The organism is Streptomyces sp. NBC_00433 (genome assembly GCA_036015235.1).
Taxonomy (GTDB): domain Bacteria; phylum Actinomycetota; class Actinomycetes; order Streptomycetales; family Streptomycetaceae; genus Actinacidiphila.
Map to the genome: position 1 here is coordinate 7,584,492 of CP107926.1, position 13,850 is coordinate 7,598,341.

The following is a 13,850-nucleotide window of genomic DNA, read 5'->3' on the forward strand; positions in this document are numbered from 1 at the left end:
AGGGGTAACACATGCGACAGGTCGCAACAAAGGGCCTGCTCACCGCGGTCGCCACCGGCGGCGTGATCGCCGCGACCGGCGGTCTCGCGTACGCCGAGGCGGGCGCGTTCGGCACAGCCGCGGACTCGCCGGGCGTGCTGGCCGGCAACCAGCTCCAGGCACCGGTGCACGTCCCGGTCAACCTGTGCGGCAACACCGTCAACGTCGTGGGCCTGCTGAACCCGGTGTTCGGCAACCGCTGCGCCAACGTCTCCGCCCACCGGGGCGTCGGCTCGGGCGGCTCCGTCGCACACGGCGGCGCCCACGGCTCGCCGGGCGTCGGTTCCGGCAACTCCGTCCAGGCACCGGTGCACGTCCCGGTCGACGTGTGCGGCAACGCCGTGACGGTGGTTGGCGCGCTGAACTCGGCACTCGGGAACAACTGCGCGAACGTCAGCACGCCGCCCGGCCACCCGGGAGCCCCGGGCAATCCGGGTACGCCCGGCACCCCGGGCACCCCGGGCACCCCGGGGACTCCCGGCACCCCGGGCAACCCCGGTACGCCCGGCACCCCGGGTATGCCTGGCAACCCGGGCACCCCGGGGACTCCCGGCACCCCGGGGACTCCCGGCACCCCGGGCAACCCCGGTACGCCCGGAACCCCGGGTACGCCTGGTAACCCCGGCACCCCGGGTACGCCCGGCAACCCCGGCACCCCGGTGAACCCGGGTACCCCCGGCACCCCGGCCGCACCGGTCACCCACCGCACGCCCACCGCACCCGGCACGGGCGCCGGCAACCTCGCGCACACCGGCGCCGACGGCATGGCCCTCAGCTCCTTCGCCGCCGGCGCGCTGCTGCTCGGCGGCGCCCTGCTCTACCGCCGCGGCCGCGGAGCCCGGGGCTGAGCCTGTGCGGGCACGGCCACCGGGCCGGTCCGCGGCAGGACCGGCCTGAGCGGGTCACCTCACCAGGTGGCCCGCACCTGACGGATGATCCGGCGCCTGAGCCGTACGCGTCTGCTCCCGTCGGGATAGAGGCGGAGGCGGTCGACCTCCCAGTGTCCGTACTCCGCCTCGTCGGTCAGCAACCGTGTCGCGTCCTTGCGGGAGACCCCACGCGGCACGTACATCTCTCTGAATTCGTATTCCGGCATCGCATCTATTGTGCAAGCAACGCCCCGGTGCGGATAGCGTCTCCCTCATGTCTGATGACGTGCAGCCCACGGCGGCCGAGGTCCGTGCCGCAGTCGAGGCGGTCAAAGCCGCGCTCGACCGGCATCTCGACGCGATCGAGAAGCGCAGCGGCGAGGACGACCCCGCCGTTCACGAGGCGTTCGAGGCGCTGGCCTCGGCCGCCGAGTCGTACGACGAGTTGCTGTACGACGCCTACGACGAGGTGACCCCGCTCGAAGTGCCCACCGGCGGCTCGATGCCGGAGTACGAGGGTCCCGAGGAGCCCGAGGCGATCAGCGTGCTGATCCGCCGCGACTACACGATCGTGGCACCCGACCGGCTCTTCTCGCAGGCCAGACATGCGAGCGAGGACACCGACGGGTCGGCGACCGCGACCGTCAACGCGGCGCTGGGAGTGATCTTCGGGGAGTACGAACCCGACGAGATCGCCCAGCGGCACAAGGACTTCGGCTTCGAGGAGGGCGACTCCACCGTGTGGGTCTCCGCGGTGGAGCCGGCCGAGCCGGGGGAGTGGCTGGAGACCCCCTTCGACCAGGCCGACCCGCACCTGGTGGTGTGCCGCTTCGACGTCAGCGCGGTCTTCGACGACGAGCTGGGCGTGCTCGACCGCGACTGACCCCCGCCGGGGCCCCGGGGACTGCGCCCCCGGGGCCGCGCTGTCGCCGGCAGGTCCTCCTGCGCGTCAGCCCCGCGCCGTCAGCTCGCGCAGGACGGACACCAGCCGGGTCGTGCGCTCCGTCGCCGGCGGGCCCGCCACCGCCTGGGCCAGGTGCTGCTCCGCGCCCTGCACCACCGAGAGGTGGCGCTCGCCGCGGCCGAACGCCGTATAGACCCAGGAGCGGGTCAGCAGCGGCCCCGCGTCGCCCGGTACGACCACCACCGCGGCGGCCCAGCGCATGCCGGCCGCCTGGTGCCCGGTCACCGCCCAGCCGTGCCGTACGGTCGCCGCCACGTCCTCGCGGGGGACGACGACCGGTCCCCGCTCGCACTCCAGCCGCAGGCCGTCCGGCTCCGCGCCGGTGACCGTGCCGGGCAGCGTACGACCGGGCACGGGCACGTGCACGACCCGGTCGCCCGGGTCGAAGCCGCCGAAGCGGCCGGGGCCGGGGTTGAGGCGCTCCTTGAGCGCGGTGTTGAGCGCCCGGGTGCCGACAGGGCCGCCGTGGCCGGTGGTGACCACCTGGACCTGCGCCCCCTCGACGCCGAAGGCCCGCGGGACCGAGTCGGCGACCAGCTGGACCGTACGGTGCACGGCCTCGCGCGGATCGCGCACCGGCACCACCACGACCTCCTTGTCCGGCGCGTCCACGGCGGTCAGCTCGCCCTCGCCCACGCAGGACACCAGCTCGCCGATCGGCCCCGGGTCCGGCGTGCGGGACACCACCCGCGGGCACACGCGGGCCGCCAGCAGGTCCGCGAAGACCCGGCCGGCGCCGGCCGACCACAGGGCGTGCGGGTCGCCGCTGAGCACCAGCCGGGCGCCGTCGGGGACCGACTCCACGAGGGTCGTGGCCTCCTCGACGGACAGCTGCGGCGCGTCGAGCACGGCCAGCAGGTCGAGGTCCAGGCTGCCGTCCGCGGCCCGGCCGGGGCCCTCGGCGCCCGAGAGCAGGCCGTCCACGGTCACGGCCGCGTCCTCGCCCACCGCGGCGGCGAGCCTGCGGCGGCCGTTCTCCGTGTACGCGGCGGCATACGCGCGCAGGCCGGCGGCCCGTGCGGCGGCCACCAGGGCGGCGGGTTCCGCGCGGGCCGCCTCGCCGCCGGAGTGCACGACCAGGCCGCTGCCCGCCGCGGCCTTGATCAGCTCGGCGGCCGACGGCGTCGGGGCGGCGGCCCCCGCCCAGCCCGCGTCCGCGTCCTCCAGGGACCGCAGCAGGCGGAAGAAGCCCTCGGCGAGGCTCTCCTCGGCCATCGCGTAGCGGTCGAGGCCGAGCAGCAGCGAGACGTCCCCCGCGTCCTCCGCATCCTCCTCGCCCTCCTGGAAGACCAGCACCTGGCCGTCGGCGACGGCCCCGGCGACCGCGGCCTCCGGGTCGGGCACGGAGTATCCGCCCAGCGCGGCGTGCAGGTCGGCGGGCGCCAGCGCGGTGTGCCCGCGCAGGGCGGCGTCCTCCAGCACCCGGGCGACCAGCGCACGGCCCCGCCGCTCGTCCCCGGGCCCGACGGCCCCCCCGAGCAGCCCCCGGGCGAACGCGTCCCCCTGCTCGACCCGCACCCCGCCGATCCCGAGCACCAGCCAAGGATCCCCCCGCAACTGCCCGGCGGCCCCCTCCCCGAGCACCCGCACCACTTCCCCGGCCAACTCCCCGGGCGCCCCGCCTTCGACCAACACGGCAGCAGCCGCGGCCACGGCCCCGGCATCCACCCTCACCCGCCCCGCAGCGTCCCGACCTGCCCCGACCTGTCGGCCACCGAGCGGGCGGGAGTCGCCCGCAGGACCGGGGGCGGTGCCCTGCGGCCGGGAGGTGTCCAGGTCCGGGGCCGCGGTCCCGGCGCCCGGGTGCCCGAGGGGGTCACCCGCAGGCCCGCGGGCCGGGCCCTGCGGCAGGGCGCCGCCCCCGCTCGCGTCTGCTGTCCCGGTGCCGGGTTGCCCGGCGGAGCCGGCCGCCAGGCCGCCCTGCGGGCGGGCGGAGTCCGCGCTTGGGCCCACCGGCCCGCTGCCGGGCCGGTGGGCAGATGCCGCAGCGCCGGTCGCCGGGCGGTCGGCGCCCGCCGGGCTGCCGTCCGAGCCCGGGGCGTCTGCGCCTTGGGCGGCTGTTCCGGCGGAGTCGCCCGCCGGGCTGCCACCCGGCCGGGCGGCGTACGCGCCTTGGGCCGCTGTTCCAGCGGCGGACGGCTCGGCGGAGTCGTCCGCCGCGGCGGCGGACGCTCCGGCCGCAGGCTCGTCCGCCCCTCCGTCAGCGTCAGTCGGGGCGTCGGCCCCAGCGGAATCCGTGCCGCCGTCCAGGGCCGGGTCCGGGCTGTCGGCGGGACCGGGGCCCTCGCCCGGCGCAGGAGCGGCGTCGGGGCCGCCAAGGGCCGGGGTGGAGGTCTCGGCTGCCTCAGCCGCCTGCAAGGCGGCCACTTCCGCCGCCATCGCCTCGCGGCGCTTGCGGCGGGCCTCCGCCGCGTCGCCGCGGGGGGCCGGAGCGGCGGGGCTTTCGCCGCGCTCGATGGAGCGCATGGCCGCCGCGAGGTCGGCGAGGCTCACCGAAGGGCGCTCGGGGGCGGGGCCCGCCGGAGGCGGTGGCGGGGCGGTGGGGGGCATTGCGGCCTCCGTCGGGGGAGCGGGGCGCGGCTTCAGAGCGTGCTCCAGTCGTGGTCCGGGTAGCGGTGCAGCGGCGCTGACACGTCGTCCAGCGCCTGGCGGATCTCATCGGGAAGCGTAAGGGCCTCCACTGACAGCGCCGCCGTGAGCTGCTGGGCGTTGCGCGCGCCGAGCAGCGGTGCGGCCACGCCGGGGCGGTCGCGTACCCAGGCGAGGGCGACGTGCAGGGGGGAGACGGCGAGGCCGTCGGCCGCTATGGCCACCGCGTCCACGATGAGGGCGGCGGTCTCGTCGAGGTAGGGCTCGACGAAGGGCGCCATGTCCTCGGAGCCGCCGCGGGAGTCCTGCGGGGTGCCGCCGCGGTATTTGCCGGTGAGGACGCCGCGGCCCAGCGGCGAGGAGGGCAGCAGCCCGAGCCCCAGGTCGAGGGCGGCGGGCAGCACCTCGCGTTCGACTCCGCGCTGGAGCAGGGAGTATTCCATCTGCGTGCTGGCCAGCGCGGTCCGCCCGGACCCGGCGAGCTGCCAGGTCGCGGCCTTGGCGAGCTGCCAGCCGCAGAAGTTGGACACCCCGACGTAGCGGGCCCGGCCGGAGCTGACGGCGATGTCGAGCGCCTGGAGCGTCTCGTCCAGCGGTGTGCCCGGGTCGAAGGCGTGCACCTGCCACAGGTCGACGTGGTCCGTGCCGAGCCGCTGCAAGGACGCGTCCAGCGCGGACAGCAGGTGGCCGCGGGAGGTGTCGAAGCGCCGGTCGGGGTCGGGCACGCTGCCCGCCTTCGTGGCGATGACCAGGTCGGAGCGCGGCACCAGGTCCTCGATGAGGCGCCCGAGCAGGTATTCGGCGCCGCCGTCCGCGTAGACGTCCGCGGTGTCGACCAGTGAACCCCCGGCGTTCCAGAAGGTCTTGAGCTGGTCGGCGGCGTCGCGTTCGCCGGTGTTGCGCCCCCAGGTGAGCGTGCCGAGCCCGAGCCGGGACACGCGCAACCCGGTACGGCCGAGGTGCCTATGCTCCATGGGCGCTGAGATTACTGCCCGCACCGCCCTCATGGGCGGCAGTGACGTACCCGACAGGCCCCCGTGGCGGCGCCGCGCGCTACAGTCCGGGGGGACAACGACGTTACTGACCAGTACAAGGGGAGTGCGATGAAGCTCGGGATCAACCTCGGCTACTGGGGCGCCGGTATGGATTCGGACAACCTCGCCGTCGCCCAGGAGGCGGACCGCCTCGGCTACTCCGTCTGCTGGGCCGCCGAGGCCTACGGCTCCGACGGCCCCACCGTGCTGTCCTGGGTGGCCGCGCAGACCGAGCGGATCGACGTCGGCTCCGCCATCTTCCAGATCCCGGCCCGCACCCCGGCGATGACCGCGATGACCGCCGCGACCCTGGACTCCCTGTCGGGCGGCCGCTTCCGCCTCGGCCTCGGCGTGTCGGGACCGCAGGTCTCCGAGGGCTGGTACGGCGTGAAGTTCGACAAGCCGCTGTCGCGGACCCGCGAGTACGTCGAGATCGTCCGCAAGGCGATGGCCCGCGAGCGGCTGAGCTACGAGGGCGAGCACTGGACGCTCCCGCTGCCCGGCGGCCCCGGCAAGCCGATCAAGCTGACCGTGCACCCCGAGCGCGAGCACATCCCGCTCTACATCGCCGCGATCGGCCCGAAGAACCTGGAGCAGACCGGCGGGATCGCCGACGGCGCCCTGCTGATCTTCCCCTCCGCCGCCCATCTGGAGGACACCGCGCTGCGCCACCTGCGCGCGGGCCGCGAGAAGGCCGGGCTGACCCTCGACGGCTTCGACGTCTGCCCGACCCTGCCGCTCGCGGTCGGCGACGACATCGCGGCGCTCGCGGACGTCTTCCGCCCGTACACCGCGCTCTACGTCGGCGGCATGGGCAGCCGCAAGCAGAACTTCTACAACCGGCTCGCGCAGCGCATGGGGTACGAGAAGCAGGCCGCCGAGATCCAGGACAAGTACCTGGCGGGCGACAAGAACGGCGCCGCCGCTGCCGTACCGCAGGAGCTCATCGACTCCACCTGCCTGCTCGGCCCGGTCGCCCGCATCGCCGACGGGATGCGCGCCTACGCGGAGGCCGGGGTCACCACGCTCACCCTCGCCCCGGCCGGCTTCACGCTCCAGGAGCGCGTCGCGGGGCTGCGGGCGGGCGTCGAGGCGCTGGAACTGGCCGGACTGGCGTAGGGGCCGGACTGGCACAGGGCGCCGCCCGGACGCGGCGGGGAGCCCTCAGCTGGGGACGAGCCGGCCGAGCAGCCGGCCGAAGGCGATCAGCCGGGCTATCTGACCGGCGCCCCCGTCGTCCAGCGACTTGCTGAACCGGAAGGCCTCGGGCCGGAATTTCGCCGAGGCCACCGGCAGCGGCGAGTCCGGGTCGGCCTGCACCGCGCTCAGCTCGTGCGGCATCGCGGTGGCCAGCACCACGTAGACCCCGCGGTCGATGCGCCGGCCCAGCTCGTCGTGCCCGACCAGGGTGCGCATCCCGACGTGGCCGATCGAGTCCAGCGGCAGCACCTGCACCGACGAGTCCAGGACCGTACCGCCGGGCGCCTTGGCGTCGGCCAGCTCCTCGCTGTGCCACAGGATCAGCCGCCGGCCGTCGCACACCGCCGCCTCCTGCCACACCGAGGCCCCTGCCTCGGTCAGGTCCACCACCCGCTCCAGCGTGAAGCCGCGCACCCGGCGCCGGCCCAGCACTCCCTCGATGGCGTCCAGCGCGACGTCCGCGTGCAGGAAGTACACCTCCGCGGCGTCCTCCAGCCGACCGTACGGAGCCCAGTCGGTGCCGGCGGGGCGCGCCCCGCTCGCAGCCGGGCGGCTCCTCGTCGCCTTGCTGAACATCTCCACCCGCTTCGCGATACCGACTCCTGAGGCCCCCTCGACCTCTGCTGCACCTTACCCAGGGGGCGGTACGGCGGGACCTATGCCGGGGACAGCGGATCGTAAGGAATATCGCGGCGGTGCCACAGGAATCCAGCGGCCGTGGTGGGGGCTCGGGGGGATCATCCCCGCCACGGCCGTCACCCAGCACAACGGAGAGCGCGCGGAAGGGTTACGGTGGCGGACATGCCCACCGCGATCCTTGTCCGGCACGGCCGGTCCACCGCCAACGCCGAGGGAGTGCTGGCCGGCTGGAGTCCGGGCGTCGCCCTGGACGAAGCCGGCCGTGCGCAGGCCACCGCGCTGGCCGCCAGGCTGGCCGCCCTGCCGCTCGCCGCCGTCGTCAGCAGCCCGCTGCAGCGCTGCCAGGAGACCGTACGCCCGCTGCTCGACACCCGCGCCGGGCTGCCGCTGCACACCGAGGACCGGATCGGCGAGTGCCACTACGGCGACTGGACCGGCCGCAAGCTGGCCGAACTGGCCGACGAGCCGCTGTGGGCCACCGTGCAGCGGCACCCCTCCGCGGCGGTCTTCCCCGGCGAGGGCGGCGAGTCGCTGCGCGCCATGCAGGCCCGCGCGGTCGACGCGGTCCGCGACTGGAACGCGCGGATCGAGGCCGAGTACGGCCCGGAGGCGATGTACGTGCTGTGCTCGCACGGCGACGTCATCAAGTCGGTGGCCGCCGACGCGCTCGGCATGCATCTGGACCTCTTCCAGCGGATCAGCACGGATCCGTGCTCGGTGACCGTCATCCGCTACACCCCGCACCGCCCGTTCCTGCTGCGTCTCGGCGACACCGGCGATCTGGGCGGCCTCGTGCCGCCCGCGCCCCCCGAGGGCGCCGCGGAAGACGCGGTGGTCGGCGGTTCCACCGGCGCCCCGTGATCAGCTTCCGCAGTAGGGTGGTGGCCACACCGCTTCGACGGTGACGGCGACACCGCACAGGCGACACCGCACCGCCAGAACGACAGCCGTCCGCAGTGCACCGCGGACCGCGCACCACAGACACGCAGCCGAGCAAACGGAGCAGGACGTGCCCCGCCAGGTCTTCTTCTACGAGCACCCGGACCGCTTCGTGGCCGGGACGGTCGGACAGCCGGGCCAGCGCTCGTTCTTCCTGCAGGCCACCGCGTCCGGCAGGACCACCAGTGTGGCCCTGGAGAAGACGCAGGTCGCCGCACTGGCCGAGCGCGTCGACGAGCTGCTCGACGAGGTCGTGCGGCGCAGCGGCGGCAATGCCCCGGTGCCCGCCGTCGCCCCCACCGAGATGCACGACACCGCGCCCCTCGAAGTGCCCGTCGAGGAGGAGTTCCGCGTCGGCACGATGGCCCTGGCCTGGGACGGCGCCCACGACCGGATGGTCATCGAGGCGCAGGCGCTGGTCGAGCTGGCGGGCGAGGACGACGACGACCTGGAGGCGGCCGAGGAGGAGATGCTCCAGGACGACGAGAACGGGCCGCCGCTGCTGCGGGTGCTGCTGACCGGCGCCCAGGCCCGCTCCTTCGCCAAGCGCGCCCTCGACGTGGTGTCGGCCGGCCGGCCGCCGTGCCCGCTGTGCAGCCTCCCCCTGGATCCGGAAGGACACGTATGCCCGCGTCAGAACGGGTACCGGAGGTCGGCCTGAGCGCCGCCACCGCGGCACTGGCCGACGGCGAGCTGACCGTGAAGGGCCGGGTGCAGGGCGCGTCGAACGCCGTGCTGTACTGCGAGATCGCGCACGAGGGCAGCGCCCTGCCGTGCGTCTACAAGCCCGTCGCGGGGGAGCGCCCGCTGTGGGACTTCCCCGACGGCACCCTGGCGCAGCGCGAGGTCGCCGCCTACCTGGTCTCCGAGGCCACCGGCTGGGGCCTGGTGCCGCCGACCGTGCTGCGCGACGGGCCGTACGGCGAGGGCATGGTCCAGCTGTGGATCGAGTCCGCCGCCGAGGACGCGGAGCTGCTCGCCCTCACCGAGGACGACGAGCCGGCGGCCGGCTGGAAGGCGGTGGGCGAGGCGCAGGTGGCGCCCGGCCGCACCGCCCTGCTGGTGCACGCGGACGACCAGCGGCTGCGCAGGCTCGCGGTGCTCGACGCGGTCATCAACAACGCCGACCGCAAGGGCGGCCATCTGCTGCCCGCCGCCGACGGCCGGCTCTACGGCATCGACCACGGGGTGACCTTCCACACCGAGGACAAGCTGCGCACCCTGCTGTGGGGCTGGGCGGGCGAACCGCTGCCCGCCGAGGCCGTCACCGTGCTGGCCGGGCTCGGCACCGCCCTGGACGCCGAGCTGGGCGAGCGGCTGACCTCGCTGATCACCCTCGCCGAGACCGACGCGCTCAGGGCCAGGGTCGGCCGGCTGCTGGAGACCGGGCTGCACCCGGAGCCGAGCGGCCTGTGGCCGCCCATACCATGGCCCCCCGTCTGACCTGCGGACGGCACCCCGCGTGCCCGGTCCGGTAGGGGGTCGGCGGAAACGCGCTGCTCCCAGTCGTTTGACCCGGAGCCGCCCGGTTAATCTCATGACATGCATGCCTGGCCCGCTTCCGACGTCCCTGCCCTTCCCGGCACTGGACGCGCACTCCGTCTCCACGACTCCGCGACCGACGGCCTGGTGGCCGTCGAGCCCGGACCGGTCGCCCGCCTCTACGTCTGCGGGATCACTCCCTACGACGCCACCCACCTGGGGCACGCGGCCACCTACAACGCGTTCGACCTCGTCCAGCGCGTGTGGCTCGACACGAAGCACCAGGTCCACTACGTGCAGAACGTGACGGACGTCGACGACCCGCTGCTCGAGCGCGCCAACGCCATCGGCGAGGACTGGACCGCGCTCGCCGAGCGCGAGACCGCGCTGTTCCGCGAGGACATGACCGCGCTGCGAATGCTGCCGCCCACCCACTACATCGGCGCCGTCGAGGCCGTCCCCGGCATCGTGCCGCTGATCGAACGGCTCAGGGAGGCCGGTGCCGCCTACGAGCTGGACGGCGACACCTACTTCTCCGTCGAGTCCGACCCGCACTTCGGCGGCGTCTCCCGGCTCGACGCCGGCGCGATGCGCCTGCTGTCCGCCGAGCGCGGCGGCGACCCGGACCGCCCTGGCAAGAAGAACCCGCTCGACCCGATGCTGTGGATGGCGGCCCGTCCGGGCGAGCCCAGCTGGGACGGCGCCTCGCTGGGCGCCGGTCGCCCCGGCTGGCACATCGAGTGCGTCGCCATCGCGCTCGACCACCTCGGCATGGGCTTCGACGTCCAGGGCGGCGGCTCCGACCTGGTCTTCCCGCACCACGAGATGGGCGCCTCGCACGCCCAGGTGCTCACCGGCGGCTTCCCCTACGCCAAGGCATATGTGCACGCCGGGATGGTGGCGCTGAACGGCGAGAAGATGTCGAAGTCCCGGGGCAACCTGGTCTTCGTCTCCACCCTGCGCCGCGAGGGCGTCGCGCCCGCCGCCATCCGGCTGGCGCTGCTCGCCCACCACTACCGGGCGAACTGGGAGTGGACCGACGCCGTCCTGGACGAGGCGCTGGCCCGGCTCGGCCGCTGGCAGGCCGCGGTGTCCCGGCCGGACGGACCGCCGGCCGAGGCGGTGGTCGAGGAGATCCGCGATGCGCTCGCCGACGACCTGGACGCACCGCGCGCCCTGGCGGCCGTGGACGGCTGGGCGACAACGCAGCAGGCGGAGGGCGGCACCGACACCGGGGCGCCCGGACTGGTCTCGCGCGCGGTGGACGCGCTGCTGGGGGTGGCGCTCTAGGGGCTGTCGGCTGTCCGGCCAACAAGCCGCCGACGGCACGTCGGAAGGGCGGCCACCGCTGAGCACGCGGTGTCCGCCCCTCCGTCCCCCCCTCCTCGGGACTGATCCCGGAGGCCCCCGGTATCCCCCCCGGTCCGCCGGAATTCCCCCGCTCCCGAGGAAGACCTCGGCCTGCTACGTGCTTATTGGCGCAGGCCGGTCAGTTCCCTGGCATGCCCGGTCGCGTCCTGGCCGGCCAGTAAATTGAGCTCCGCCACTTTGAGCCCGAGCGCGAAGCGTCCGGAGACGCCGAGGCTGGCCATCATGTGGCAGACACGCCGTTGAATCGTCCGATGTCCGCGTGACAATCTTCTTCCTATCGTGGCGTCGGAAAGCCCGTCGCGCATGAGAGCAAGAATTCGGAAATCCACGTCGTCCATATGTTCGTCGATTGCCATAATCCCCCCCCGGGGAAAACGTTCCAAAGGAATGAACCGTCTTATGGTAACGCGCGGCAGCGGCGTTGCGACAGCGAGAACGGGCGGGCGGTGTGACAGATGTGACGCGGTGGTCCCGACGCGCGGGGCGTAATCATCACATCTGTTCCTTCCTGTCCGGTCTGCGCTGCCGGAATACCCGCTACCGGCCGACCCCTAGAGACTGGCAGGCCTTTGTAGGGTGGCTTTGGCACTGCGTGCACAGGAGCTTGACGATCCGTGGCCGGGTGCCGGACTGCCCGGCCCGGGGGTGACGGCGGCGTCGGACGACAAAGGGCGAGGGATGATCAGGACCGTATTCCGCAGCGACGACCTTCCACCCGCGCAGCGGCTGGCCCGCTTCGACGAACTCCAGGCCACGAGCATCCATCCGATGCGGGTGCGCAGCGACGACGACCTGGGATTCCGGGCCACGGCGCGGGAGCTGGAGCTGAGTTCGGTCAACGCCGTCGAGCTGACCTGCTCGTCCGCCGAGGTCTGGCGCACCGCGCGGCTGATCCGCGCGGCCGACCCGGAGCTGCTGTCCGTGATCTTCTGCCGCGACGGCGGCCTGCGGCTGGCACAGCTCGGCCGCGACGCCGTGCTCGGCGCGGACCACTTCGCCGTCTACGACAGCTCACGGCCGTTCGACCTGCGCATAGCCGCCGACGAGGAGGCCGACGTGACGCTGATGCGCATTCATGTGCCGCGCGCGCTGCTGGCGCTGCCCCCGAACCGGATCGACCGGATCCTGGCGGTCCCGCTGCCGGCCACGCAGGGATTCGGGGCGCTGCTCACGCAGTTCTTCACCGCGCTGACCGCCGACACCTCGCCCTACGGGCCGGCCGACATCCCCCATCTGGGCAACATCGCCGTCGAGTTGCTGACCTCGACGCTCGCCCACCACGTCGAGGCGGCCGGCCAGGCCCCGCAGGAGTCGCGCAGCCGGCTGCTCCACCTGCGGGTGCAGACCTTCATCCGGCAGCACCTGCACGACCCGCAGTTGACCCCCGGCGTCATCGCCGCGGCGCACCACATCTCGGTCAGCTACCTCCACCGCCTCTTCCAGGCGCAGGGGACCACCGTCTCGGCCTGGATACGCGGCCAGCGCCTCGAACACGCCCGCCGCGAGCTGGGCCAGCCCGCGCTGCGGGGCGTACCCGTACACCGCATCGCGGCCCGCTGGGGCTTCAACGACCACGCCACCTTCACCCGCGCCTTCCGGGCCGCCTACGACATTCCGCCGAAGGACTACCGGCACCTCGCGCTGGGCCGGCTGCACGAGCCGGCCGGCCGGGACTGAGCGGGCCGGGGGCTGACGGCACCGGAAAAGGCCCGCCCCCATGACCCGTCAGGAGGCCCCGTCGTCCGCGCCCCCGTGCTCGGTGCCTTCCTCGCCGCTTTCCGCGCCGTCGGCGGAATCCTTTTCCTCCTGCCGCGGCTGCCTGCCGAGGTCACGGAATTGCGGTACGCCGTCGCCGCCCTCGCTGGCGTAATCGCCCGGCTGCGGATCGCGGCGCCGCAGATAGCGCTCGAATTCCTTGGCGATGGCCTCGCCCGACGCCTCCGGCAATTCCGCGGTGTCCCGCGCCTCCTCCAGCGTCTGGACGTATTCGGCGACCTCGCTGTCCTCGGCGGCCAGCTGGTCGACGCCGACCTGCCAGGCGCGGGCGTCCTCGGGCAGCTCGCCCTGCGGGATGCGCAGGTCGAGCAGGTCCTCCAGCCGGTTGAGCAGTGCCAGGGTCGCCTTGGGGTTGGGCGGCTGCGACACGTAGTGCGGCACCGCGGCCCACAGGCTGACCGCCGGGATGCCGGCGTGGGTGCAGGCCTCCTGGAGGATGCCGACGATGCCGGTGGGCCCCTCGTAGCGGGACTCCTCCAGATTCAGCGCGGTGGCCAGGTCCGCGTCGGAGGTGACGCCGGTGACCGGGACCGGGCGGGTGTGCGGGGTGTCGCCGAGCAGCGCGCCCAGCACCACCACCATCTCGACGCCCAGCTCGTGCGCGAAGCCCAGGATCTCGTTGCAGAACGAGCGCCAGCGCATGCTGGGCTCGATACCGCGGACCAGCACCAGGTCGCGGGGCTTGGGCGTCTGGATCCTGACCACCGACAGCCTCGTGGTGGGCCAGGTGATCTTGCGGACGCCGTCCTCCATCCACACCGTCGGCCGGTTGACCTGGAAGTCGTAGTAGTCCTCCGCGTCCAGCGCGGCGAAGACCTCGCCCTTGAACTCCCGGTCCATGTGCCCGACCGCGGTGGAGGCGGCGTCCCCGGCGTCGTTCCAGCCCTCGAACGCGGCGACCATGACCGGATCGATCAGCTCGGGTACCCCCTCAAGCTCGATCACCCG

The 13,850-nt window shown here is 74.1% G+C and carries 13 protein-coding genes and 2 pseudogenes; 9 read left to right on the plus strand and 6 right to left on the minus strand.

Annotated elements, in window-relative coordinates; all coding sequences use genetic code 11:
* The first annotated feature begins 11 nt into the window (after positions 1-11).
* Together OG900_32450 and OG900_32455 are read left to right on the plus strand one after the other, a co-directional pair.
* Positions 12-248: pseudogene (locus tag OG900_32450) on the plus strand (chaplin).
* Positions 225-431: pseudogene (locus tag OG900_32455) on the plus strand (chaplin). Before OG900_32450 ends, OG900_32455 begins: the two co-directional pseudogenes overlap by 24 nt.
* A 515-nt stretch (positions 432-946) precedes the next feature.
* Here the strand turns inward: OG900_32455 and OG900_32460 are convergent.
* Complete coding sequence (locus OG900_32460) at positions 947-1,135, minus strand: DUF5703 family protein (protein WUH94385.1); 189 nt, start codon at positions 1,133-1,135, stop codon at positions 947-949.
* 47 nt (positions 1,136-1,182) lie between these two features.
* Between OG900_32460 and OG900_32465 the strand changes: the two genes are divergently transcribed.
* Complete coding sequence (locus OG900_32465) at positions 1,183-1,791, plus strand: hypothetical protein (protein ID WUH94386.1); 609 nt, start codon at positions 1,183-1,185, stop codon at positions 1,789-1,791.
* Between the two features lie 66 nt (positions 1,792-1,857).
* Here OG900_32465 and OG900_32470 read toward each other — a convergent pair whose 3' ends face one another.
* Together OG900_32470 and OG900_32475 are read right to left on the minus strand one after the other, a co-directional pair.
* A complete protein-coding gene (locus OG900_32470) occupies positions 1,858-4,422 on the minus strand; it encodes an AAA family ATPase (GenBank protein ID WUH94387.1) in 2,565 nt (854 codons plus the stop codon).
* A gap of 32 nt (positions 4,423-4,454) precedes the next feature.
* Positions 4,455-5,435, minus strand: a complete 981-nt coding sequence (locus OG900_32475; GenBank protein WUH94388.1) for an aldo/keto reductase — start codon at positions 5,433-5,435, stop codon at positions 4,455-4,457.
* 129 nt (positions 5,436-5,564) lie between these two features.
* Between OG900_32475 and OG900_32480 the strand changes: the two genes are divergently transcribed.
* Entirely contained in the window at positions 5,565-6,614 is a 1,050-nt protein-coding gene (locus OG900_32480) for an LLM class F420-dependent oxidoreductase (GenBank protein WUH94389.1), read from the plus strand.
* A 45-nt stretch (positions 6,615-6,659) separates the two neighbouring features.
* On the opposite strand, the gene OG900_32485 is transcribed toward OG900_32480, so the two are convergent.
* Positions 6,660-7,271, minus strand: a complete 612-nt coding sequence (locus OG900_32485) for a hypothetical protein (protein WUH96007.1) — start codon at positions 7,269-7,271, stop codon at positions 6,660-6,662.
* Positions 7,272-7,496: 225 nt separating this feature from the next.
* On the opposite strand from OG900_32485, the gene OG900_32490 reads away from it, so the two are divergent.
* The 4 genes from OG900_32490 (at position 7,497) to mshC (ending at position 11,045) form a co-directional block, all read left to right on the plus strand.
* Positions 7,497-8,195, plus strand: coding sequence for an MSMEG_4193 family putative phosphomutase (locus OG900_32490; GenBank protein ID WUH94390.1), 699 nt, complete (start codon positions 7,497-7,499; stop codon positions 8,193-8,195).
* A gap of 148 nt (positions 8,196-8,343) precedes the next feature.
* Positions 8,344-8,934, plus strand: a complete 591-nt coding sequence (locus tag OG900_32495) for a DUF3090 domain-containing protein (GenBank protein WUH94391.1) — start codon at positions 8,344-8,346, stop codon at positions 8,932-8,934.
* Positions 8,898-9,716 (plus strand): SCO1664 family protein, encoded by an 819-nt coding sequence (locus OG900_32500; GenBank protein ID WUH94392.1) that lies wholly within the window; start codon positions 8,898-8,900, stop codon positions 9,714-9,716. Before OG900_32495 ends, OG900_32500 begins: the two co-directional genes overlap by 37 nt.
* A gap of 99 nt (positions 9,717-9,815) precedes the next feature.
* Positions 9,816-11,045, plus strand: coding sequence for a cysteine--1-D-myo-inosityl 2-amino-2-deoxy-alpha-D-glucopyranoside ligase (mshC, locus tag OG900_32505; protein WUH94393.1), 1,230 nt, complete (start codon positions 9,816-9,818; stop codon positions 11,043-11,045).
* 182 nt (positions 11,046-11,227) lie between these two features.
* Here the strand turns inward: mshC and OG900_32510 are convergent, their stop codons facing one another.
* Positions 11,228-11,482 (minus strand): DNA-binding response regulator, encoded by a 255-nt coding sequence (locus tag OG900_32510; protein WUH94394.1) that lies wholly within the window; start codon positions 11,480-11,482, stop codon positions 11,228-11,230.
* 322 nt (positions 11,483-11,804) lie between these two features.
* On the opposite strand from OG900_32510, the gene OG900_32515 reads away from it, so the two are divergent.
* Entirely contained in the window at positions 11,805-12,803 is a 999-nt protein-coding gene (locus tag OG900_32515; GenBank protein WUH94395.1) for a helix-turn-helix domain-containing protein, read from the plus strand.
* A 48-nt stretch (positions 12,804-12,851) separates the two neighbouring features.
* Here OG900_32515 and OG900_32520 read toward each other — a convergent pair whose 3' ends face one another.
* A complete protein-coding gene (locus tag OG900_32520; GenBank protein WUH94396.1) occupies positions 12,852-13,847 on the minus strand; it encodes a PAC2 family protein in 996 nt (331 codons plus the stop codon).
* Positions 13,848-13,850 lie beyond the last annotated feature (3 nt).